This window comes from Marinobacter sp. F3R11, from assembly GCF_003318275.1.
GTDB lineage: Bacteria > Pseudomonadota > Gammaproteobacteria > Pseudomonadales > Oleiphilaceae > Marinobacter.
On record NZ_QOCH01000004.1, the window covers coordinates 1 to 24,209 of the forward strand.

General features: G+C 53.4%; 19 protein-coding genes. 10 read left to right on the plus strand and 9 right to left on the minus strand.

Annotated features, from left to right (window positions below; all coding sequences use genetic code 11):
* Positions 1-344 precede the first annotated feature (344 nt).
* Genes purT through DS878_RS02225 form a run of 4 tightly spaced genes read right to left on the minus strand, consistent with a single transcriptional unit; the run spans position 345 to position 2,908 of the window.
* The gene (gene purT / locus DS878_RS02210; RefSeq protein WP_113814325.1) at positions 345-1,541 is read right to left on the minus strand and encodes a formate-dependent phosphoribosylglycinamide formyltransferase; all 1,197 of its coding nucleotides are present in this window, start codon (positions 1,539-1,541) and stop codon (positions 345-347) included.
* 50 nt (positions 1,542-1,591) lie between these two features.
* The gene (locus DS878_RS02215; protein ID WP_113814326.1) at positions 1,592-1,774 is read right to left on the minus strand and encodes a DUF1289 domain-containing protein; all 183 of its coding nucleotides are present in this window, start codon (positions 1,772-1,774) and stop codon (positions 1,592-1,594) included.
* A gap of 12 nt (positions 1,775-1,786) precedes the next feature.
* Positions 1,787-2,314: a gamma carbonic anhydrase family protein gene (locus tag DS878_RS02220; protein WP_113814327.1), complete on the minus strand. Its 528-nt coding sequence runs from the start codon at positions 2,312-2,314 to the stop codon at positions 1,787-1,789.
* Between the two features lie 12 nt (positions 2,315-2,326).
* Positions 2,327-2,908, minus strand: coding sequence for an NUDIX hydrolase (locus tag DS878_RS02225; RefSeq protein ID WP_113814328.1), 582 nt, complete (start codon positions 2,906-2,908; stop codon positions 2,327-2,329).
* A gap of 96 nt (positions 2,909-3,004) precedes the next feature.
* On the opposite strand from DS878_RS02225, the gene DS878_RS02230 reads away from it, so the two are divergent.
* The gene (locus DS878_RS02230; protein WP_113814329.1) at positions 3,005-3,568 is read left to right on the plus strand and encodes an NUDIX hydrolase; all 564 of its coding nucleotides are present in this window, start codon (positions 3,005-3,007) and stop codon (positions 3,566-3,568) included.
* Here the strand turns inward: DS878_RS02230 and DS878_RS02235 are convergent.
* Together DS878_RS02235 and purL are read right to left on the minus strand one after the other, a co-directional pair.
* A complete protein-coding gene (locus DS878_RS02235) occupies positions 3,563-3,874 on the minus strand; it encodes a YqfO family protein (RefSeq protein WP_113814330.1) in 312 nt (103 codons plus the stop codon). The genes DS878_RS02230 and DS878_RS02235 overlap by 6 nt on opposite strands.
* A gap of 414 nt (positions 3,875-4,288) precedes the next feature.
* Complete coding sequence (purL, locus tag DS878_RS02240; protein WP_113814331.1) at positions 4,289-8,194, minus strand: phosphoribosylformylglycinamidine synthase; 3,906 nt, start codon at positions 8,192-8,194, stop codon at positions 4,289-4,291.
* A 320-nt stretch (positions 8,195-8,514) separates the two neighbouring features.
* Between purL and mltF the strand changes: the two genes are divergently transcribed.
* On the plus strand, positions 8,515-9,996 hold the full coding sequence (gene mltF, locus DS878_RS02245; protein WP_410003447.1) for a membrane-bound lytic murein transglycosylase MltF: 1,482 nt from the start codon (positions 8,515-8,517) through the stop codon (positions 9,994-9,996).
* A 3-nt stretch (positions 9,997-9,999) separates the two neighbouring features.
* Here the strand turns inward: mltF and DS878_RS02250 are convergent, their stop codons facing one another.
* Positions 10,000-10,485, minus strand: a complete 486-nt coding sequence (locus DS878_RS02250) for a regulatory protein RecX (protein ID WP_113814333.1) — start codon at positions 10,483-10,485, stop codon at positions 10,000-10,002.
* 218 nt (positions 10,486-10,703) lie between these two features.
* Between DS878_RS02250 and DS878_RS02255 the strand changes: the two genes are divergently transcribed.
* Positions 10,704-13,175, plus strand: a complete 2,472-nt coding sequence (locus DS878_RS02255; RefSeq protein ID WP_113814334.1) for a DUF349 domain-containing protein — start codon at positions 10,704-10,706, stop codon at positions 13,173-13,175.
* 12 nt (positions 13,176-13,187) lie between these two features.
* Here the strand turns inward: DS878_RS02255 and DS878_RS02260 are convergent, their stop codons facing one another.
* Positions 13,188-13,451: a late competence development ComFB family protein gene (locus tag DS878_RS02260; protein ID WP_113814335.1), complete on the minus strand. Its 264-nt coding sequence runs from the start codon at positions 13,449-13,451 to the stop codon at positions 13,188-13,190.
* Positions 13,452-13,660: 209 nt separating this feature from the next.
* On the opposite strand from DS878_RS02260, the gene DS878_RS02265 reads away from it, so the two are divergent.
* From DS878_RS02265 to DS878_RS02280, 4 genes are all read left to right on the plus strand, one after another.
* Positions 13,661-14,869: an acetyl-CoA C-acetyltransferase gene (locus tag DS878_RS02265; protein ID WP_113814336.1), complete on the plus strand. Its 1,209-nt coding sequence runs from the start codon at positions 13,661-13,663 to the stop codon at positions 14,867-14,869.
* A 31-nt stretch (positions 14,870-14,900) separates the two neighbouring features.
* Positions 14,901-17,051 carry a 3-hydroxyacyl-CoA dehydrogenase NAD-binding domain-containing protein gene (locus DS878_RS02270; protein ID WP_113814337.1) on the plus strand — a complete coding sequence of 717 codons (2,151 nt, stop codon included), beginning with the start codon at positions 14,901-14,903 and terminating at the stop codon, positions 17,049-17,051.
* Positions 17,052-17,280: 229 nt separating this feature from the next.
* On the plus strand, positions 17,281-19,452 hold the full coding sequence (locus DS878_RS02275) for a carboxy terminal-processing peptidase (protein WP_113814338.1): 2,172 nt from the start codon (positions 17,281-17,283) through the stop codon (positions 19,450-19,452).
* 1 nt (position 19,453) lies between these two features.
* Positions 19,454-20,242 carry a helix-turn-helix domain-containing protein gene (locus DS878_RS02280; RefSeq protein WP_113814339.1) on the plus strand — a complete coding sequence of 263 codons (789 nt, stop codon included), beginning with the start codon at positions 19,454-19,456 and terminating at the stop codon, positions 20,240-20,242.
* Here DS878_RS02280 and mtnA read toward each other — a convergent pair.
* Positions 20,231-21,307: an S-methyl-5-thioribose-1-phosphate isomerase gene (mtnA, locus tag DS878_RS02285; RefSeq protein ID WP_113814340.1), complete on the minus strand. Its 1,077-nt coding sequence runs from the start codon at positions 21,305-21,307 to the stop codon at positions 20,231-20,233. The genes DS878_RS02280 and mtnA overlap by 12 nt on opposite strands.
* 121 nt (positions 21,308-21,428) lie before the next feature.
* Between mtnA and DS878_RS02290 the strand changes: the two genes are divergently transcribed.
* Genes DS878_RS02290 through DS878_RS02300 form a run of 3 tightly spaced genes read left to right on the plus strand, consistent with a single transcriptional unit; the run spans position 21,429 to position 24,173 of the window.
* Positions 21,429-22,769, plus strand: coding sequence for a TRZ/ATZ family hydrolase (locus DS878_RS02290; RefSeq protein WP_113814341.1), 1,341 nt, complete (start codon positions 21,429-21,431; stop codon positions 22,767-22,769).
* 35 nt (positions 22,770-22,804) lie between these two features.
* Entirely contained in the window at positions 22,805-23,521 is a 717-nt protein-coding gene (gene ubiG / locus DS878_RS02295; protein ID WP_113814342.1) for a bifunctional 2-polyprenyl-6-hydroxyphenol methylase/3-demethylubiquinol 3-O-methyltransferase UbiG, read from the plus strand.
* Positions 23,511-24,173 (plus strand): HAD-IA family hydrolase, encoded by a 663-nt coding sequence (locus DS878_RS02300; RefSeq protein ID WP_113814343.1) that lies wholly within the window; start codon positions 23,511-23,513, stop codon positions 24,171-24,173. Before ubiG ends, DS878_RS02300 begins: the two co-directional genes overlap by 11 nt.
* The last annotated feature ends 36 nt before the right edge of the window (positions 24,174-24,209 follow it).

A 24,209-nucleotide genomic window follows, 5' to 3' on the forward strand; every position in this document is an offset into this window, starting at 1 on the left:
GCCTTGTCAACCGTTTATTTCGATCTGCTTCAGAAGAGCCTCTTCCAAAACCACCGACATTCACCGGCTGATACTTACTAGTTTCGAGGAGGCTATTCTACATCGAATCCCATCCCTGTCAACCGTTATTCAAAGAAACCTGAAAGCATTTTCTTTATAAAATTCAAACGGTTAACCCTATCAAAACACTCCGACATCCCGGGGCGCCCCTCAAGCGAGATGCGCATTCTACAGAGCTGAGCGGAGGTGTCAACGGGGTTACGAAACTATTTGCAAATTGTTTCAGCGAACCCTTTCGAAAGCTCCCCCCGCGCCCGGAACCCCACACCCGCTGCTGCAGTTTTTTACAGGTGAACATCAACCGCTCTGGCCGCCGTAACAGCTTTGGTTTTTGCCTCTTCGATGCTAGCCCCCGCAGCCAAAGCAACCCCCATCCGACGTCGGCCCGCAAGCTCGGGTTTACCAAACAGCCTTAGCTGTACATCCTTTTCCGAAAGCGCCACATCCAAACCGGAAAAGGCGACTTCCGAGGAATCACCCTGAGGCAGAATCACAGCGGAGGCTGACGGACCCAGTTGCCGGATAGCAGGAACCGGCAGACCAAGTATTGCTCTTGCATGCAAAGCGAACTCCGACAAGTCCTGAGAGATCAGCGTAACCAGCCCCGTATCATGAGGCCGGGGAGAAACTTCCGAAAAGTAGACATCATCACCATGGATGAACAGCTCTACCCCATACACCCCATAACCACCCAGATTCTCAGTTATCTTCAGAGCAACTTCACGAGACCGCTCCAGTGCCTTGGCGCTCATTGGCTGTGGCTGCCAGGATTCGCGATAATCACCGTCTTCCTGGCGATGGCCAATGGGCTCGCAAAAACTGACTCCGCCGGAGTGCCTTACAGTCAGCAAAGTGATCTCATAATCGAACGTCACAAAGCCTTCAACAATGACCCGGCCCCCACCCGCACGGCCACCCGTCTGGGCATACTCCCAGGCAGCATCAATCTGACCCTCATCCGTAACTGTGCTCTGTCCTTTACCGGAAGAACTCATTACAGGTTTGACAACAACAGGCAAGCCAATGGCATTGATGGCTTCAACAAACAGCTCTTTAGTATCTACAAACCGATAAGGCGAAGTGCTAAGCCCCAGTTCTTCTGCCGCCAACCGCCGGATTCCTTCCCGGTTCATCGTAAGATTTACCGCTCTGGCAGAAGGAATGACCCTATACCCCTCCTGTTCAAGCCGGACGAGCTCTGCAGTCGCTATAGCTTCGATTTCCGGGACAATAAGATCGGGTTTTTCCAGTTCCACAATATTACGCAGGGCTGTTGCATCCAGCATGTCTATCACATGGCTGCGATGGGCTACCTGCATGGCTGGCGCATTCGGATAACGATCCGCAGCGATCACCTCAACACCAAATCGCTGCAACTCAATCGCAACCTCTTTCCCAAGTTCACCTGAACCGCAAAGAAGCACCTTGAAGGCGTTCTTTTTCAGCGGCGTACCCAACGTAACTTTACCAGCATTATTCAAATCGAATCCTCCAGCAGGGGCCGATCCCCATCAAAGACGTCCACACTCATTTACAGTGCAATTTCCTGTTCACGCTCAGCCACTTTCTCAAGTACTGCTTTGCGCTCACCATTGGTCATTGAGGTCCAATGCAGAATCTCATCACTGGTACGCTGACACCCTATACATATATCGCGCTCGTCAAGAGCACATATGCTCACACAGGGCGAACGAACCTTATCCTCGATAACCATAGCGAATCAGCCTCAAATTTTTGCAGGCTTCAGACCTGCCGCATAACGACCTGCATTCTGAACGTAATGCGCAGCACTCAGCCCAAGGGCCTTCTGCTGCTGCTCAGTCAGTTGTCGCTTCACCTTTCCTGGCGCCCCCACGACCAGGCTGCCATCAGGAACAACCATTCCTTCAGGAATAAGGGTGTTCGCACCAATAAGGCAATGCTTTCCGATTTTTGCGCCATTCAATACAACTGCATTTATGCCAATCAGCGAATAGTCTCCAACCTCACACCCATGCAGCATAGCCTTATGACCAACGGTGACACCCTTACCCAGGGTCAGAGGCATACCCGGATCTGTATGCAGAACAGAGCCATCCTGAACGTTTGTTTCAGGGCCCACCGTAATAAGCTCGTTATCTCCACGTATCACAACATTGAACCAGACACTACTTTGCTCATGAAGAGCTACATTACCGATCACGGTAGCGTTGTCTGCTACATACTGGCTATCGCCGATTAATTCCGGCGCTCGGCCATCAAGTTCGTACAGCATGAATCTTCCTTACTATGTCCGGGGTTTAAGCAAGTCTATATCGGCATCGTACACAGCATTTAAAAATTCGACCAGAACCACAGCCGATAACCCCCAGATCTGATAACGCTCCCAGCGGTAGCAAGGCACATGAATTGTCTGATCCTGAAAAGGAAGCGCATCAGTACGCTCACGCCGATCCTCGAGGAAAAAGGAAAGGGGAACACGGAACACACTATCAATCTCCCCTGGATTTGGCTCCAGCGGATGCTCCTCTGGCACAACACCAACATAGGGGGTTACGAGGATCCCGTAACGCGACATCACCTGACTCAGCGGCGAAATAATTTCCACCTGATCGGGTGGCAATCCGATTTCCTCATGGGTTTCACGCAAAGCCGTCGCAGCCAGCGACAAATCCCCCGGATCACGTTTTCCTCCGGGGTAAGCAACCTGACCACGATGCGTACTTAAATTTTCCGAACGCAAAGTAAATATCATTTCGGGATTACCCGGGTCATCCGTAACCGGCACAAGGATGCCAGCTTCAGGATAGTTGAGGTCGAGCGTCCTCGGTGCATAACCCGTCAAACGCTGAACTAGTAAATCACGCAAATCGGAACTCCTGAGCAAATCCGGTGTTGAATGAGACAACGACAGCTAGGATCATTAAACTGAACGTTCCATTAATCCAAGTATACGGGGAAAAACATGAAGTACTGCAGTTCATGCGGCCATCAGGTTAAACAATGTATCCCCGAAGGCGACAACCGTCACCGTTATGTATGCGTTAACTGCAGCACGATTCATTATCAGAACCCCCGTATCGTCGCTGGCACAGTGCCGGTCTGGGAAGGCAAGATACTGCTATGCCGCCGCGCAATAGAGCCCCGTTATGGCTACTGGACTCTGCCCGCAGGATATATGGAAAACGCCGAAACCACAGTTGAAGCAGCTGAGCGGGAAACTCTGGAAGAGGCGCTCGCCGAAGTACATATTGAGGGGCTCTATTCTATTATCGATGTTCCCCATATAAATCAGGTACACATGTTCTACCGGGCGACCCTTAAGAGCGGACAGTTTGGTGCCGGTGAGGAATCCCTCGAAAGTCGCCTTTTTGCTCCGGATGACATCCCGTGGGAGGATATATCCTTCCCTACAGTGCGTAAAACACTGGAGCTGTTTCTGGCGGATATGAAAAAAGACTTCTTCGACGTTCACGTCAGCGACATCCGGCACCCTATGGCCGCCACCCGGAACAAGGACGACCTATAATATTTCCATCCGGTAAACCTCGTAAGCAGGTTCTTCATAAGGATGAGCCTGCCTGAGGGCGCTAATGGCTTTCCTGATCAGATCATCCGCGCAAACAAGCTCAACCTTGAACTCCTCAACAACCTCAAGCGACCCGCTTTCTCCCAGAAAAGGATGACTCCCTTCGAGAGGCCGGAACTGTCCATGTCCACGACACTGCCAGGCACATGAATCATAATCGCCGATGCTTCCGGCACCCGCATCGAATAGCGCTTGTTTTGTTTTCTCCAGATGGGTCTCGGGAACGAAATAGCATATTTTGTACATAGAACCTTCCTCCTGGCAGGATATTTTTTGTACAGATTAATAGCTTAGACACTTACCCACAGAATCTGTGGATAACTCTGGGGAAAGTTTTAGGGAACCCCTCTATAAACCCCGTAATTACTGCCCTCACGTTAAATTGGCGACAAATTCACCCAATATTTTTTTTCTTTATTTTTCAATATGTTAAACGAAAAGATCAAAAAGTGAACCGATATCACATGCATTGTTCACGGAACACACAAAGAACCTCCCTAAATGTGCATAAACATATTGAGTCAAGTCCTATTTCTGCAATATGACAATTTTTTTTGCTTGAAAAACGCTGAAAAGCCGGATTGCGGCCATAAAAAAACCGACCATGGAAAGGCACCTTGTAAGGCCAGTCCAAAGTCGGCTTTTCTGATCAGCGCTTGATCAGCCGAACCAGCGCCGTGCATTCCTGAACATACGAATCCAGGAGCCATCTTCCTGCCAGTCTTTTGGACGCCAGGAGTGCTGGACAGCCCGGAATACACGCTCAGGGTGTGGCATCATAATTGTGATACGGCCGTCCTGGGTGGTCGCTCCGGCAATACCATCCTGCGAACCATTCGGGTTGTATGGATAACGAACCGTTGCCTTACCCCGGTTGTCCACGAAACGAAGGGCTATGCGCTCGCTCTCTGCCAGATCCAGAGCGGACGAACTCCCTGAAAACTCTACCCGCCCCTCTCCATGTGCAACGGCTATTGGCATGCACGAACCTGCCATACCATCAAGGAACGCAGATGGTGACGGTATCACTTCAACCATTGCAAGCCGTGCCTCAAACTGTTCAGACTGGTTACGGACAAATCGCGGCCAGCCTTCGCTGCCGGGAATCAGTTCATGCAGGTTGGACAGCATCTGGCAGCCATTGCAAACACCAAGTGCAAGTGTGTCCTGACGATTAAAGAAGGCTGCAAACTGATCGCGTACACGATCGTTGAACAGAATGGACTTTGCCCAGCCTTCACCAGCACCAAGCACATCCCCATATGAGAAGCCACCACAGGCGACAAGGCTGTCGAATGCTTCCAGGTTTGCACGCCCGGAAAGCAGGTCGCTCATGTGCACATCGACAGATTCAAAACCAGCCCGGTCAAATGCTGCGGCCATCTCAACCTGTCCGTTAACACCCTGCTCACGCAAAACAGCAACCCTGGGGCGGGCGCCTTTATTGATATATGGTGCTGCAATATCTTCGTTTACGTCGTAGGAGAGCTTTACGTGAAGCCCCGGGTCATCAGCGTCCAGCAGGTTGTCAAACTCTTCGAGTGCACAGTCAGCATTGTCCCTGAGAGACTGGATCCGGTAGCTGGTTTCAGACCAAAGGCGCTGCAACTCAATTCGCGAGTCATCTATAACCATTGCCCCCTCAAACGTCAGACGAACACGGTCCAGGTCATTCAGTGTACCGATAACACTGATGTGATCTCCCAGGCCTGCCGCTGAAAACTGCTGCAGAACAAAGTCAGTATCTTCCCTGCGCACCTGAATGACGGCACCCAGTTCTTCATTGAACAGTTCCCGTGCAAACTGGCTGGGTTCATCTGCCAGACCGTCAAGCTTGATGTCAACACCGGTGCGGCCCGCGAAACACATCTCCGCAAGGGTCACAAACAAACCACCATCCGAGCGGTCATGATAAGCAAGAAGTTTGTTGTCGGAATTCAGGCCCTGGATAACAGCAAAAAACGCTTTCAGGTCTTCGGGGTCATCAAGATCCGGTGCAACCGCACCAACATTACGGTAGACCTGAGCCAGCGCTGACCCACCCAGGCGATTCTGCCCCGCGGCCAGATCCACAAGAATCACATCAGTAACGCCCGCGTCCGTTATAAGCTGCGGCGTAAGGGTCCGAGAAACGTCTGTCACTGGAGCAAAACCACTGATAATCAAGGACAGCGGCGCAGTAACGCTCTTCTGTTCTCCGTTATCTTCCTCCCACACGGTCTTCATGGACATGGAGTCCTTGCCCACCGGAATTGTGATCCCCAGCTCCGGGCAGAGCTCCATACCAACCGCTCGCACGGTTTCGTACAGATTTTCATCCTCACCGGGGTGTCCCGCTGCGGACATCCAGTTAGCTGACAGACGAATATCGGAGAGCTTATCAATGGCGGCAGCCGCCAGATTGGTAATTGCCTCACCCACGGCCATACGCCCGGATGCGGGAGCGTCCACCGTTGCGATCGGTGTACGCTCACCCATGGCCATGGCTTCGCCAGTAAGCACATCAAAGGAGCTCGCAGTAACAGCCACATCACTGACTGGTACTTGCCAGGGACCAACCATCTGGTCTCGGGCAACCAGCCCGGTAATCGTGCGATCACCAATGGTTATCAGGAAGCTCTTTGAGCCTACGGAAGGAAGCCGCAATACTCTGCGGATCGCATCGTTCAGGTCAATTCTGGAAGAGTCAAACACCGGCTTGGTAAATGATGTTCTGGTAACACTCCGGTGCATGCGTGGAGGCTTGCCAAAGAGTACATCCATTGGCAGATCAACGGGCTTGTCGCCAAAATAGGAATCGCTCAATTCGAGAACATGAGCTTCTGTTGCATCGCCGATTACCGCATAGGGGCAACGTTCCCGGCGACACAAAGCATCAAAAACATCCAGGTTCTCGGGAGCAACCGCTATAACATACCGCTCCTGGGACTCATTGCACCAGATTTCCAGTGGCGACATTCCCGGCTCATCACTGGGAACATCCCGCAGCTGGAACTTACCACCACGACCACCATCCTTCACCAGTTCCGGCATGGCGTTGGAAAGGCCGCCGGCACCGACATCGTGGATAAAACACATGGGATTGTCTTCGCCCATCTGCCAGCAGCGATCAATCACTTCCTGGCACCGGCGCTCCATTTCCGGGTTATCCCGCTGTACAGATGCAAAATCGAGATTCTCGTTACTGGAACCGGAATCCATAGAGGACGCAGCGCTGCCCCCCAGCCCGATAAGCATGGAAGGGCCACCCAGTACGATGAGTTTGGCACCTACCGGTATCTCACCTTTTTCCACATGCTCAGCGCGGATATTGCCGAGACCACCGGCAATCATGATGGGCTTATGGTAACCACGGACTTCATCTCCGGCGGAACCGGCAACCCTCTCTTCAAATGTCCGGAAGTAACCGGCTATATTTGGACGACCAAATTCATTATTGAAGGCTGCGGCGCCAATAGGCCCTTCAATCATGATATCGAGCGCAGAAGCGATCCGGTCGGGCTTACCGTAATTGATTTCCCATGGTTGCGGGTCTTCAGGCAGATTAAGATTGGATACCGTAAAACCGCAGAGCCCTGCTTTCGGCTTGGAGCCGCGGCCGGTAGCACCTTCGTCACGGATTTCCCCGCCAGAGCCAGTTGCAGCACCTGCAGCCGGGGCGATGGCTGTGGGGTGGTTATGAGTCTCCACCTTCATAAGAATATGAATGTCTTCCTGGTTATAACCGTAAACGCCGGTTTCAGGATCCGGGAAGAACCGGCCTCCGCGGCTGCCCCGGATAACCGAAGCATTATCCTTATATGCAGACAAAACCCCTTCACTGTTCATTTCGAAAGTATTTCGAATCATTGCAAACAGGGACTTTTCCTGCCCCTCCCCATCAATATCCCAGGAGGCATTAAATATTTTGTGGCGACAGTGCTCGGAATTTGCCTGCGCAAACATCATCAGCTCAACATCGGTAGGATCCCGCTCAAGGCTGATAAAGGATTTTACAAGGTAATCTACCTCGTCATCTGCCAGCGCAAGCCCCAGGCGTCTGTTTGCATCCAGCAGGGCTTTTTGCCCCCCGGACAGAACAGGGACCCGCTCCAGTGGGCGCGGCTCTTCGTGACTGAACAGCAACTGGGCACCGCCCATTTCATGGAAGACTTTCTGTGTCATGCGGTCGTGTAGCAGTGCAGCTACCTTCTCACGCTGATCCAGGCCGAGTTTCTTGCCCGCCTTGATATAAAAAGCGGTACCACGCTCGATGCGCTGAATCTGGCGCAAACCGCAATTACGGGCAATATCGGTTGCCTTGCTGGACCAGGGGGACAGGGTGCCCGGCCGTGGCACAACGAGAAACAGTACCCCGTCAGGCTCCTCACTCGGCACATCAGGCCCATATGTCAGGAGCCGGTCAAGGATGGCCTGCTCGGAATCGGAAAGCTCGCCCTCCAGATCCACAAAGTGCATGAATTCGGCATAAACATGCTCAATCTCCGGCACAATAGCCTGGATTTTTGCATACAGCTTATGAGAGCGGAATGAAGAAAGCGCGGGTGCGCCGCGAAGTTCAAGCATGATATCAACCTGTATCGCGCGAAACGGGGAAGTCCGGGTGCATTCTGAGAAGGCGCACATCATACTTGAAAGCGGTGCCGGGATACAGCACGGAAACATTATTCCCCAAGTATACAATTGACATTGTTTTGCATGATTATTGATCAACTTTATTGACCCCCCATGCTGCAGCAGGGATCATTAGGCCGTGGACATGGAAGCCACGCCCGAAAGACACCGGATGCAGCCAGCCTATTTTCGCGCATCCCGATGATTTAGCGGTAACGGAGATCAGGGACTTGCCCAGAATTCTTACTGCATACGACGCAGCGAAAACATACATATCAGTCCTCGTCTGCGCGTTGGTTCTGCTGACCGTCACGGGGTGCAGCCAACCGAGCACGTTGCAGGAAATCCGCAACGAGGGTGTACTGCACGTTATTACCCGGGTTGCTCCTTCTATATATTATGAGGGGCGCGACGGGCCAACCGGCTATGATTACGAGCTGGCCAAGCTCTTTGCGGAAGAGCTTGGCGTTGAGCTCAGGTTGAGAGTCGCGGAAGACAATACGGAAGTACTCTCAGTGCTTTCAAAAAATTTCGCACACATCGGGCTGGCCGGCCTTTCTGCACAGCCGTTGTTTGAAAACCAGTACAAGACACTTCCCGCCGGTATCGAAGCCCAGTCTGTCGTTGTTTATAACCGCGATGCAGATCGCCCGGAGACACTTTCCGACCTGGCCGGCAAAACCCTGCATCTGGTTTCTGACAGTAACCACGAATACCAGCTGGAAGCCCACGCAGGCGTGGCGCCAGACATCTCCTGGGAGGTCCACCATGGACTGGATGCTGCCGGCATTCTTGCCCGGGTGGAAACAGGAGAACTCTCATATGCCGTTGTCTCCTCCAATGAACTCAAGCTTAACCACGTATTTTTTCCTCAGGTAAAGCAGGGATTCACCCTCGGTGAGCCCAAGGAACTGACATGGCTTTTCCCATCGAGCCAGGACGCCTCGCTCATCACCGCGGCAAAAGCATTTATGGCGAAGATGGAGGCAGATGGCACTATCGCCCAGCTTTCAGAGCGCTTTTATGGCCATCTGGATCACCTGAACTACGTGGGCGCCCGAACCTTCATGCACCATGTAGAAAACCGGCTACCCACCTATAAGGCGCTGTTCAAGGATCACGCTTCCATGTTCAATATGGACTGGCGCTTGCTTGCAGCTATCGGCTATCAGGAATCACACTGGCGCCCCAATGCGGTTTCACCAACCGGTGTTCGTGGATTGATGATGCTGACACGCAATACAGCCGATTACATCGGCATCAACAACCGCCTGGATGCAGACGAGAGCATTGAAGGTGGAGCCAAGTACTTCCGTATGGTTCACGAAAGGATTCCCGAGCATATTGCCGAGCCAGATCGCACCTGGTTCGCACTGGCCTCCTATAACGTGGGGTTTGGGCACCTTGAGGACGCCCGCCGGCTTACAGAAAGCGCAGGTAAAAACCCTGACCGCTGGATGGATGTAAAAGAGTTTCTGCCTCTGCTCTCGCAGAAAGAGTGGTACAAAAAAACCCGCTTCGGTTATGCCCGGGGCCACGAGCCGGTTCTCTATGTGCAGAATATTCGCCGTTACTATGATGTACTCGCCCGAATGACCAAGCCGACAGAGGACATTGACACCTCCACAGACTCACAGTTTGTCGGATTAGAACCCAACCCTGACGGACACTCTCGGGCCGAAGCCTCCGATGAAGAGCCGGATATGCGAGCCAGCCTTCCTCCCGAGCTTGGGATGATACCGCCAACTCTCTGACACTCAGATGCCAGCGTCGGCCGGATCAACAACCTCAAGTGCCCGATCCACCTGGTTTGCAGTGAAGCCACGGCGAGTCAGGAACCTGGCCTGGCGTACTTTTTCGTTCCAGTCTGCACTCAGGTCAGCCAGGCCAAAACGCTTCTCCCTCAGTAAAACCGCATTCCGGACCCAGTCTGCATCTGCGAGTTCATCAAAGCAGCCCGGGGTCTGATGAATACCACGCTGCTGCAACTCCGCCCGAATTTTCAAAGGGCCATAACCCAGGTCAATCCGCTGGCGCGAATAAACATCGGCAAAACGGTTATCATCCAGCCAGCCCTCATTCTCATAATCATCGAGGACCATACTAATGATCGAGTCATCCAGCTTGCGCTGTTGTAATTTCAGCGTCAGCTCCTGCCGGCTGTGTTCCCGACGGGCAAGCAGTCTCAACGCAACCGAGCGCGTCCGGTACTCCTGATCGTCACTATTTTTCTGTTTTGCCATTCAGCCCTTCCCGCAAACGCTCACAAAACGCTAGACTAGCCCCGTTCCAATTCCGTCGGCGCTGATTCACAAATCCCCGACGGCAGTATCCGGCGCTCTGAAGACTGTGACGACTATACGGCCAGTTCAATAGATTGCACATCAAAGAGCGCTGATGGCCGGTGCCGGCTTACTTTGCCCGACACTGCAGACTGGTTTCAATCCCTAAGGACATCGTCATGGCTGCATTCCTCCAGAAACTTTTCAAATCCCGCAAACCCACAGCGCCGGTACGCAAGACTACAGCCCAGGCGCAACCAGTTACTGCACCTGCGGAGGATAAGCGGGCAGAGCTGAGGGAGCAGCAGCTTCAGGCACTGCAAGCAGCGCCGACGCAGGAAGTCGCCGCTGGCCTGGCGATTGAAGGTATAACTGCAGACATCCGGCTCAAAGCCGCTGACCAGCTTCAGGACGCAGAACTTCTTCAACGAGTTCAAAAGCAGGCAAAAACCCGAGACAAGGGTGTGTATCAGGTGGTCCGGCAGAAGCTGCTGGTTATCCGGGAAGAACAGGCCCGCCAGGAAGAGATATCAGGGACTATTACGGCATTGATCAGCAGCGCCCGCGACCTGGCAAAAACGGATGATACCAAACTCTATGACGCTCGCCTGGATACACTCCTGAACCAGTGGGCAGCCGTTGAGGCCAGTGCTTCGCCAGACCAGCTCAGCGAACTCCTGCAGTCTGTACACCGCTGTCGGGAGCGCGTTGCCGGGATGCAGGCTGCCCGGATTGAAGAGCAACGTCAGCGTGAGCAGCAAACTCAGCGGGATGAAACCCTGGCACTCATGACCCAGACGCTTGAAGAACTTCGTAATCAGCCTGTTGAGGAACTTGTTTCCCTTGCCTCGCTGGACGCCCTTCAGAAAACCCAGGAAAACCGTTGGCTGGAAGCTACCCGCGATACCCAGGTTGAGAAAACGGAGCAGAAGGCCTACGAGACGGCCATGATGACACTGCGTAGCTATATTGCAGCAATTCGGCATATCGGCCAGGAAAAAGAATCACTGCACGCCCTCTCTGTAGTTGCTGAGCAGGAAGACGTCGCCCCTGAAGACCGGGAGCGTGCTTTGGCTTTGCTCAAAGAGATCAACTGGCCTCAAGGCTTCCCTGCTCCGGAACTATTGGTTCCGGCCCGCAAACTCGCAGGAAAGCCCAAATCCAAGCCCACGGTTAAAGCGAGTGATGACCTGAAGCAGCAACAAGCAACAGCGGATAGCCTGAAAGCAGTTCTGGACAAACTGGAAGAGGCGCTTGAAGCCAGGCAACTGAAAGAGTCCAAGCAACTTCTGAAAGCTGTACAACAGTATCAGAAGGCTCTTGATCATCGCCACAGCAGGAGTTTTCAGGCGCGCATCCAATTGCTTACAGCTCAACTGAGAGAACTCACTGACTGGCAAGGCTTCGCGACAGAGCCGAAGCAGGTCGCCCTGTGTGAACAGATGGAATACCTTGCAGAACAGCCGATCGAGCCAGAGGCAAAGTCCGAACGCATAAAAGAGCTACAGCAGGAGTGGCGGGATCTGGGTGGATCTTCAGACCGTACTTTATGGTCTCGCTTTAAGCAGGCATCTGACAAAGCCTATGAACCCTGTAAAGCCTATTTTAAAGCCAAGTCAGGCCTTAAGCAGGCAAACCTGGAAAAACGCAAAGCAATCTGTGCTGAGCTGGAGCATTTTGTTAACGACGCAGACTGGAGCACCGTTGACTGGAAAGCCGTAGACCGCATTTTGCAGACGGCACGCCAGGAATGGAAATCGGCATGGCCTATAGAGTTCCGGGACAACCGGCAGGTACAAAAGCAGTTTGACGACCTGCTCCACAAAATTGAAGCACCTCTCGAAGAGGAACACCGGAAAAACGAAGCCCTCAAACAAGCTATCGTAGAGCAGGCTCAGGCGCTGACTGAACACCAGCCGCTGCAAGAGGCAATGAACAAAGCCAAAGCACTGCAATCAGACTGGAAAGCCATCGGAGTCACCCGCCACAGAGAAGACCGCAAGCTCTGGCAGGCGTTCCGTAAAGCCTGTGATGAAATATTTGCACGTCGTGACACTGAGCGTTCAGAGCAGAAGCAGGCTGAGAAAGAGGCAGATATTGCAGCGGAAGCTGTGGTGAAAGAGGTCAGGAATATCGGCACAGATCAGGACGTCCAGGCTCTGGAACAAGCGGCCAGCACACTTGGTAGCCTGGATACGGGTAGCGTATCTTCGGGTGTGAAAGAACAAATCCAGAAAGAAAAACAAAGGCTGAGTCTGGCCATTTCCACACAAAAACTCAAAACAAGCATTTCCGAATGGCAAGCCCTTGTGCTCGCGCGCACGATGGACGAAACGCCCGAGGAAGTCGCCTTCCCGGAAAAATGGGCTGCCCTCTCAGAAACCCTGGGCGAACTGGATGATCAGGAACTGGTTATTCGCGCAGAGATTCTGGTGGGCGTACCCTCCCCGGCCGAAGACCAGAAAAAACGCATGGAAATACAGGTTCAACGCCTGGCTGAAGGAATGGGCTCAGCAGAAAAAGCAGACAACCCACTCCAGAGCGTTGAAGCTATCGTTGCCAGCTGGTGCCTCCGGTCCACTGACCAGCCCGCCGATGCCGCGCTGGCAAGCCGCTTGAACAGTGCTCTGGACAAACTGATCACAAACTGAGCATCAGGAGCCTCATTCCCGCTGATGCTCTCTGACAAATTCCCTGGCACCCTGAACGGCAGCCAGGGATTTGTCTTTCATACTCCTGAGCTCCTCATCCGCCAGATAAAACATCATATCAATGGTGTGCCGGTAATACCTGGGAGGTAAACGGTTCAGAGCGACGCACATGACATCAGTCAGATAGTCGGCAGTATCCCCGGGCTCTCTCGTAGCATCAATGGCGTCCATCACCAAACGCTCGTAAAAGTTGTCGATGGCATCTCTGAAAGACATGATTTTTTGCCTCCTGAACGTGCATGGAAGCCTTTGGAAGGCCTCTGCCTCTGTCTAAAGATAGAACCCACAAGCTTACCTGTCACCGTTTCTGAGCAATTTCGCCACTCCGATTGGCAGGCCACGTCATTACCTGCGGCACTATCAAAACGCTAAGGTGATGCTTCTGGTCAATAATCCACACAGCAACAATCATCCGAGGACAAACCATGACCACTGAGGCGTATATCTTCGACGCGGTCCGAACTCCCAGAGGGCGCGGTAAAAAAGACGGGGCCCTTTACAGCGTCAAGCCGATTTCACTGCTGACGACAGTTCTTAAAGCACTGCAGCAGAGGAACAGACTGGATACCGCCCAGATAGACGATATCGTGCTTGGTTGTGTCACAGCCATTGGTGATCAGGGTGCGGACATCGCCAAAACCGCTGCACTCGCTGCAGACTGGGACGAAAAAGTATCCGGCGTTACCCTCAACCGCTTTTGCGCATCAGGTTTGGAGGCCGTTAACCTGGCAGCCATGAAAATACGCTCCGGGTGGGAAGATATGGTTGTTGCCGGCGGCGTAGAATCCATGTCCCGCATACCTATGGGCTCTGATGGCGGTGCCTGGGCAATGGACCCTCAGACCAATCTGCATACCGGCTTCATGCCTCAGGGGATTGGCGCAGACCTGATTGCTTCCATGGAAGGTTTCAGCCGGGAAGACGTGGACAGCTTCGCGGTAAAATCCCAGCAAAAAGCAGCCAATGCCTGGAAACGGGGTTACTTTGCCAGATCAATCATTCCGGTCACAGACCAGAACGGCGTAGTCATTCTGGACCACGACGAACATGTGAGGGCCGGCACTACCCTTGAGTCCCTTTCAGGCCTCAGACCATCCTTCCAGATGATGGGAGAGCTGGGCTTTAATAATGTAGCCCGTGAAAAATATCACTACGTTGAGAAGATCACCCATGTTCATCACGCCGGCAACTCATCCGGCATGGTAGACGGCGCTACTGCTGTTCTTATCGGTAGCGAGGCAAAAGGTAAGGCCATGGGGCTCAAGGCCCGCGCCCGCATTGTGGCCACTGCGGTAACCAGCACCGACCCCACCATTATGCTTACCGGCCCTGCCCCGGCCACCCTGAAGGCCCTGAACAAAGCAGGTATGACGGTTGATCAGATTGATCTGTTTGAAGTGAATGAGGCCTTCGCCTCTGTAGTAATGCGCTTCCAGAAAGAACTTTCGGTTCCGGACGAGAAAGTAAATGTCAACGGCGGCGCCATCGCTATGGGTCACCCCCTGGGTGCTACAGGAGCCATGATCCTGGGCACACTGCTCGATGAACTGGAGCGCCGTGAACTGCGCTTCGGCCTGGCAACTCTGTGCGTTGGCGGAGGCATGGGTATCGCCACCATCATTGAGCGCGTCTGAGCCCTACACTTTTCTGTAAGGAGAACCGGTTATGAGTGCCATCCGTTATGAATTGGGTTCAGATCAGATTCTGACTCTCACTATCGACATGCCAGGCCAGGCCGCGAACACCATGAACCAGGTGTTCCGCGAGGCCCTAGATGAAGCCGTCTGCAAAGTACAGGACAACCTGGAAGATATCCGCGGCATTATTGTCACCTCTGCTAAAAAAACCTTCTTTGCCGGTGGTGACCTGAAAGAACTTCACAAAGTCACTCGCGAGAATGCTCAGGTTTTTGAAGACATGGTGAACCGTCTGAAGGCCCGCATGCGCGCACTGGAAACCTGCGGCAAACCCGTGGTCGCAGCGATCAACGGAACTGCATTGGGCGGCGGTATTGAAATCGCTCTGGCGTGTCACCATCGCATCGTCCTGAACGATAACGCTATTCAGCTGGGCCTGCCCGAAGTAACCCTTGGCCTGCTCCCCGGGGGTGGCGGTACCCAGCGCCTGCCCAGGATGATCGGCCTAGAAGCCGCTTTCCCCTTCCTCATGGAAGGCAGAAAAGTGCGCCCATCAGCTGCCCTGAAAGCCGGCATGGTTGATGCGCTGGCCGACTCTGTAGAAGAAATGTTGGCTAAAGCCCGGGCATTTATCGAGGCCAACCCGAAATGCCAGCAGCCCTGGGACAAAAAGGGGTTCAAGCTACCAGGTGGAGCCCCCCACCACCCGGCCATGGCACAAAAGCTGGCCATAGCTCCTGCTATGCTGAAACAGAAAACCAGGGGTTGCTATCCTGCCCCGGAACGCATTTTGTCTGCCGCCGTCGAAGGTGCACAGGTTGACTTCGATAACGGCAGCCTGATCGAAACCCGCTACTTTACCGAACTGGTGACTGGCCAGGTTGCCAAGAACATGACGGGCACCTTCTGGTTCCAGCTCAATAAGATTAAGGCTGGCGGCAGTCGCCCTGAAAGTGTAACCAGAAAACACTTCAAAAAGGTGGGAGTGCTGGGAGCAGGAATGATGGGCACGGGAATTGCCTACGCCACAGCCACTTGCGGTATCGAAGTAGTACTTAAGGATATTTCTCTCGATAGAGCTGAAAAAGGCAAAAGCTACTCTGAAAACCTGTTGGCTAAAAAGGTCAGCCGGGGACATATGACCGAAAAACAAAAAACAGAAATACTGGGCCGCATCAGGGCCACGGACTCTGCCGCCGATCTTGAGGGCTGCGATCTCGTGATCGAGGCAGTGTTCGAAGACAGCGATCTGAAAGCCAGAGTTACTGCAGAAGCTGAGCCGAAATTGGTCAGCAACGGTATTTTTGCCTCCAATACGTCCACCATACCCATCACCCAACTGGCAAAAGCTTCTGACAGGCCACAAAACTTCATTGGTCTGCATTTTTTCTCTCCTGTAGACAAGATGCAGCTTGTTGAAATCGTTGTGGGCGGGAAAACCTCAGACGAGACTCTGGCACGCTCCTTCGATTATGTTCAGCAGATTGGCAAAATTCCGGTGGTTGTGAACGATAGTCGCGGCTTCTTCACCTCCCGCGTTTTCGGCACATTTGTGAATGAAGGCATATGTATGCTGGGTGAAGGTATTCACCCGTCTAGCATCGAGAACGCAGGCATACTGGCGGGCATGCCTGTCGGACCACTGGCGATCACTGACGAAGTCAGCATGACGCTCATGCAGCACGTTCGCACCCAGAGCCGGAAAGACACCGAAGCAGCCGGTGGCACATGGCATGCACACCCGGCGGAAGCCATCATCGATGAGATGGTTCAGACACACGGCCGCAAAGGCAAGGCTGCCGGCGCGGGCTTCTATGAATATCCGGCCAGGGGCAGGAAATATTTGTGGCCGGAGCTGGAAACTCTATATGTGGATAGCAATAAAGCCCGACTGGTGGAGCTGCAGGAGCTGAAAGACCGCATTTTGTTCATTCAGGCTATAGAAACCGTACGATGTCTGGAAGAAGGCGTCTTACGCACAGTAGAAGATGCCAACATTGGCAGTATCTTTGGTATCGGATATCCGCCCTGGACTGGCGGAGCCATACAGTTTATCAATCAGTACGGGGTCAAAGCCTTTGCTGATAGGGCCAAAGAGTTGGCCATGACCTGCGGAGAACGTTTTGCACCACCAGCTCTGTTACTGGAGCACGCAAAACAGGAAAAACTCTTCATCTGAACGGTATGAATGGTGGAGGCCTGCCCCCTCCACCAGGCATTACCCGAACTGCTTCTGATGCTTCCGTTTTTGCAGCCCTGGCTCCATGTTCATGGACAGATTGTCACGAATCGATACGCCATGCCTATAGCAACGGGTGTAGCCCTTGCCTACAATAAATCAATCAGCCCACGGGTTAACCGGCTCCAGTTCCATCTGGCAGGTACCCAGCATCATCAGGTATGCCTATATGACCATCGCGGAAAAAATCTCTATCCGTCGCGCGCCTTTCAAAGCAGGCCGGGTAGGCGTCTGTAAAGCACTTACTCTTGCTCTGCTCCTGTCAGCGCCTTTTGGAATACAGGCAAAAACAATTGAGCCTGAAGCCTATGTCCCCGTTGCACCAACGATTGATCAGGCACGGGCAAACATTCTCATAGCCAGACAACTGCAGTTTACTCACTTCCGTGACCTCGGTATAAGCGACAAGCTTTCAGGGGATGTATTTGATGCTTATCTGAATTACCTCGATAGCCAGCGGGTTTACCTCACCGGCAACGACATAGAAGCGCTCAGCACAGTGAGAAGCCGGTTAGGGTCTGCGCTTAAAACTGGCCAGCTTCAACCCGGGTTTGATATCTACAACCTTGTTCAGAAACGTATTATCGAACGTCTCCAGTTCGCGCTCAAAACCATTAACGATGGTATCGGAAAGCTTGATTTCAGTACCAACGAAAGCATTCTGCTCGACCGTTCAGACGCCGAATGGGAACCCGACGAGAAAGCCCTTGATGAGCTTTGGGTCAAGCGCATCAAAAATGCGGTGCTTGCACAACGTCTCGATGGTTCCGATGATGAAGCGATCACCGAAAGCCTTACACGCCGATATGAAGGCCAACTCAAACGTGCCTATCAGGCGCGTAGTGAAGATGCGTTCCAGGCCTACATGAACGCATTTACGGGCATGTGGGATCCTCACACTTCCTACTTCTCGCCGCGCACTTCTGAAAACTTCAACATAAACATGAGCCTTTCACTGGAAGGCATTGGTGCAGTTCTGCAGGCGGATAACGAGTACACCAAAGTGGTCCGACTGGTCCCGGGCGGCCCCGCCTCCAAACAGGGCCAGCTCCAGCCAGCAGACCGGATAGTATCGGTTGCACAGGAAGGCGAGAAACCGGTCAACGTGATCGGCTGGCGCCTGGATGAAGTGGTCGACCTTATCCGCGGCCCGCGCAACTCTGTGGTCACCCTCGAAGTGGTTCCTGCCAGCGCGACCGATGAAACTCTGACCAAAACCATTGCTATCAACCGTGATGAAGTAAAACTGGAAGAGCAAAGCGCCAGCAAAGACTCCATTGAATTTGAGCGCAATGGAAAAAAATACACAGTGGGCGTAATTACAATTCCGACTTTCTATGCCGATTTCCGCGCCATGCAGGCCGGAGACCCCAACTACAAAAGTACGACACGTGACGTCCGGAAACTGATTGCTGAACTGCAGCAGGATGGGGTAGATGGGCTGGTAATCGACTTACGCAATAATGGCGGTGGCGCACTGCATGAAGCGAACGATCTGGTAGGCCTGTTTATCGATACCGGCCCTACCGTTCAGATTCGTAATTCAAGCAACGAGGTTCAGGTTCTGAATGATGAAGATGCCTCAATTGCCTATGACGGACCTCTGGTAGTACTCACTAATCGCATGAGCGCTTCGGCTTCAGAGATTTTTGCCGGTGCAATCCAGGATTATGGGCGCGGCCTGGTTGTTGGTTCGCAAACCTTCGGTAAAGGTACAGTGCAGGCTGTCCGGCCACTGAACCATGGCCAACTCAAGATTACCCAGTCGAAGTTTTACCGCGTCTCCGGAGGCTCAACCCAGCACAAAGGTGTAATTCCCGACATAGAGATTCCTTCCCGGATCGACAAAAACCGCATTGGTGAAGATGCACTCGATCATGCCCTGCCCTGGGATCAGATCGACGCCGTTCCTCATACCAGGTATTTTGATTTCAGCGGGATCATCGATGAACTCCGTAAACGTCACGACGCCCGCTTTGCCACAAACCCGGAGTTCAGTCTCCTTCAACAGGAAATTGATTTCCTGGAAGAGCAGCGCCAAAGAGACTCAGTGAGCCTTAACCTTGATGAGCGCAAGACAGAACAGGAACAGATAGAACGCACCCGGCTGACCATTGCCAATGCACGTCGGGAATTACGCGGCGAAGCACCTTTCGAGTCTGTGGAGGCGCTGGAGGAGTGGCAGGATCTGCAGGCTGCTGACCTGGGCACTACCGATGAAGAGCTGGATTTCGTGATCCGCGAAGGCGGCAATATAATGGCGGACATGCTGGAAATGGATAGTCGGATGGCCTCAATTCTTAGCCCACAACAATTCGCGGCCCAGGCTGAAGCCCGGTAATATGAGCCAGAAAACCGGCAAGCCGGAAGGCAGCAAGCAGGAAGTCCAGAGTAAAAACCGGGCCCTGCAGGACATGTTGCTTGATGCCCTCCACGCCATGCGCTCGCTGGAAGAACTGGATAACCTCGGAAAACCAACCGTAGAAGAAAAAGAGCCGGAAGGAATTATCGATCGGCTTGCCAGCCTGACAGGGTCGGCTTTTCGCCTCGGAGCCCGGGCCACAGACACTTCGCTGCGCCTGGGGCGAGTGCTGATCAACTCTCAGGATCAACTCCGGGCCATGCTGGCTGCAGGCCATTCCATGAAGGACATCCGGGAAGTTGCAGGGCTGACGCTATCGGAGATGAGTGAAGCCCTTAATCTTCGCGACAAGTCTATTCTTGAAGCCATAGAGAACGGTACAGCCACACTTTCGTTTGAACTGATCCTCCGCCTGGCAGCCCTGATCGCCCGGAACGACCCGATCCCGTTCATTATGCGCACTACCCGAAACTATAACCCCGAGGTCTGGCAGACTCTCAATGAGTGGGGTGTGGCGAGAATACCCCTGCAGTTTGAGCGGGAACGGGAATTCATAAATATCTTCCGTCGTCATGATTCTGCTCGAACCTTGTCAGATGAAGATTTCCACAAGGTACTGGAGTTCACCAGACAGGGTTTTGAGATGTCTCTGCACTTCGCAGAAGAGCAGGAAAAACAGGTAGCCGAACTCCGCGCCAGCTTCGAAAAGCAACAGAGTGAGCTGCCGGGTACAAAGGCCACCGCCGGAAAAAAACCATCAACCGAATAGCTCCTGCATTCCTGCCATATCCGGATTCCGGACGACCCCTTTCTCCGTAACAATAACGTCAATAAGATCTGCAGGCGTTACATCAAACACCGGATTGAAAACCGGCACACCATCCGGAGCCAGGGGAACGCCGCCTATTTCACGAACTTCACATCCATCACGTTCTTCAATGGGGATATCAGCACCCGACGTCAGCGACATATCCACCGTGCTGGAGGGCGCTACAACCATAAATCTCACATTGTGATGGCGTGCCAGCACCGCAAGGCTATAGGTGCCAATCTTGTTGGCAACATCGCCATTGGCAGTAATACGATCCGCTCCCACCAGAACCCACCGCACCGCACCCGCAGCTAGAATGGCCGCAGCAGCACCATCAGCGTTTAACGTCACAGGGATATCATCCCGCATCAGCTCCCAGGCAGTAAGGCGGCTACCCTGAAGCCATGGACGAGTCTCATCCGCATAAACCCGTGTCAGTAGCTTCTTTTCATGGAGCCGGCGAATCACGCCCAACGCAGTTCCGTAACCGCCTGTCGCAAGCGCACCTGTATTGCAATGGGTCAGCACCGAGACAGGCAGGGCGTTGTCGGCAGAGAGTCCCATTGCAGTGAGCGCGTGATCAGCCATAGCCAGGTTGCCGGCCAGGTCTTCGTGGTGGATAGCCGCAGCTTCATCCGCCAACCTTGTTTGGGCCTCACCAACAGACTCACATGAGTCAAACACCCGCTCCATTCTCTGCAAGGCCCAGAACAGATTTACAGCGGTGGGCCGGGATGCCGATAACTCTCGTATAGCCTGCCTGATCTCAGCTTTCCAGTCGCCGCTTACGGCATTTCTGGCAGCGAGGGCAACGCCGTAGGCTGCACTGATACCAATAGCCGGTGCGCCACGCACCACCATATCCCGAATGCTCCGGGCAACGCCGGAAGCGCCTTCCAGAGATATCCAGCACTCCTGCGCTGGCAAAAGGCGTTGATCAAGCAGTTCCAGCCGGCTGCCATGCCATCTGAGGGCGACCGTACCCATTGCACGGGAGAAAGTAGATTCCGTAGGATTATTCATTGCCTGGCTACCGTTTCTTAACGCTGAAAACGGCCAGTATAACGGTTATACTTCCGAGCTACATTTCATTGTCCGGCGCACTTATACACTTTTTTGTGGCCGGCGCTGCAAGGCAGGGCTCATGACGGCAGATACCATCACCGCAGCCGATATTCGTATCAACGCACGCTGGCTGATTCCCATTGAACCATCCGGAATCGTGCTTGAGCATCAGGCCGTCATTATTCAGGGCAGCCGAATTGCAGCAGTGCTGCCCACAGAAGTGGCAGATCGCGAATTCCGCACCCGTGAGACAATCGACCTGCCCCACCACGTGGTCATGCCAGGACTGATCAACATGCACGGCCATGCAGCCATGTCACTGTTCCGCGGCATGGCGGATGATTTACCCCTGATGACCTGGTTGAACGACCATATCTGGCCGGCGGAAAGCCGTTTTATCAGCGAACAGTTTATTGCCGATGGCACACAACTGGCCATGGCAGAGATGTTAAGAACCGGCACAACAACCTTCTCGGACATGTATTTTTTCCCGGAAACTGTGGCTCAGATGGCCCATGATACCGGCATGCGCGCCCAGATCTGCTTTCCTCTGCTGGACTTCCCAACCGTATGGGGCTCGGGGCCTGAAGAATATCTTAGTAAAGGCGAAGCCCTGATAGATGCATGGAAAGGTAACGATTACATCATGCCGGCCATTGGCCCACATGCGCCTTACACCGTCTCTGACGGGCCCTTGCAAAAAGCGGTCGCGCTTTCTGAAAAAACAGGCGCGCGTATCCAGATTCATCTGCATGAAACCGAATTTGAGGTAGCCGATGCCGTGGAGAAAATGGGGAAACGCCCTACGGAACGGCTTGCAGAGCTTGGCGTTCTTGGCCCCAGAACCCAATGTGTCCACATGACTCAGGTCAGTGATCCGGATATTGCCCTGCTTTCAGAAACCGGGGCGCATGTTATCCACTGCCCTGAATCTAATCTTAAGCTCGCCAGCGGTCTGTGCCCTGCCTACAAGCTCATGAGCCGGGGGGTTAATGTGGCGATCGGCACCGATGGCGCAGCGAGCAATAACGATCTGGACCTCTTCGGTGAAATCCACACTGCCGCGATGGTGGCAAAAGTGGTCGCCAATGATGCAGCAGCATTCTCAGCTCATGAGGCGCTTCAGGGGGCAACACTGAATGGTGCGAAAGCCCTGGGTCGTGACCACGAACTGGGTTCACTGGTAGCAGGAAAGCTGGCAGACATTATTGCGGTTGATCTTAGTGACCCGTTTACTCAGCCGGTTTATGATCCTGCCTCTCACCTTGTTTACAGCAATCACAGCCGCGCGGTATCTCATAGCTGGATTCACGGCGTGCCACAAGTACAGGATGGCAAGCTGACACGTATAGATGTTCCCGACCTGATGCTCCGTGTTAAGGATTGGGCAAAGCAAATCCGCCAACAACAGGCTGACTAAACAAATTCCGACAGATTGATCAGGCAGAGCGCAACATGACAAACCAGAATGTGGACCGGAACGAAATTGCCAAGTTTGAAGCACTGGCCAATCGTTGGTGGGACCCCTCCAGCGAGTTCAAACCATTGCACGACATTAACCCGCTGCGCCTCAACTACATTGACGAGCGGGTATCTCTGGCTGGTAAACGAGTAGCTGACATAGGATGTGGGGGAGGCTTGCTGTCAGAAGGCATGGCTCTGCGCGGAGCCCACGTAACCGGTATCGACATGGGCGAGTCGCCCCTGGCCGTTGCGCGTTTGCATGGCCTGGAAAGCGGAGTCAAAGTGGACTACCAGCAAACGACTGTTGAGGAGCTTGCCCGCGATCCTGAGCATGCAGGCCAGTATGATGTCGTTACGTGCCTGGAAATGCTGGAGCATGTACCTGATCCCGCTTCAGTCATCCAAGCCTGCTCAGCCCTCCTTAAACCCGGTGGACACATGTTTGTTTCTACCATCAACCGCAACCCGAAATCTTTCCTGTTTGCCATTGTCGGAGCCGAATATGTGCTGAATATGCTCCCCAAAGGCACCCATGAATGGAAGAAGTTTATTCGGCCTTCGGAAATGTCCGATTACCTGCGCCACGCAGGGCTGGACGTTCGTGAACTGACAGGCATGACCTATAACCCCATTACCCGCTCCTACAAGCTGGGCCGGGATGTTGATGTAAATTATCTTATGCACGCCCGGGATATCCGTGAAAACTGAACAACCCTCAACCGTCCTTTTCGATCTTGATGGCACACTGATCGACACTGCCCCGGACTTTATCCGCTGCCTTAACGAATTGCGCCAGCAGCACGGGCTTAAAGCGTTGCCTGCGGATCTGATACGCAGATCAGTGTCCAATGGCGCACGGGCCATGGTGCAGGTGGGCTTTGGGCTGGAGCCGGAGCATCCGGATTATCTCGACAAACATACAGCATTTCTTGATCTGTATGAGGTTGGTGTCGCGGTCGAAACCCGCCTGTTCGAGGGCATGGACGCACTGCTTCAATCATTGGAGCACAAGAGCATTCCCTGGGGCATAGTGACCAACAAACCAGTACGTTTTGCAGCCCCCCTGGTAAAAGCTCTCGGCCTGGAAGAGCGCTGTGCTTCGCTGGTATGCCCGGACCATGTCACCTTAAGAAAACCTGCTCCCGAAGCTCTTTTTCTCGCCTGCAAACAGATCGGCGCGGACCCTGCCAGAGCTGTGTATGTAGGTGATCATGAACGGGATATAGAAGCAGGTCGTAATGCCAATATGAAAACGATCGCCGTACGCTATGGCTATATCGAAGAGCCCGAAGCCGTTGATCTATGGCAAGCTGACGTCATCGCCGACACAGTCAGCGATCTCGCAAAGCTGTTACAATAACGCGCTTCTGAGCCCGATTAACTTTAACGCACTCTG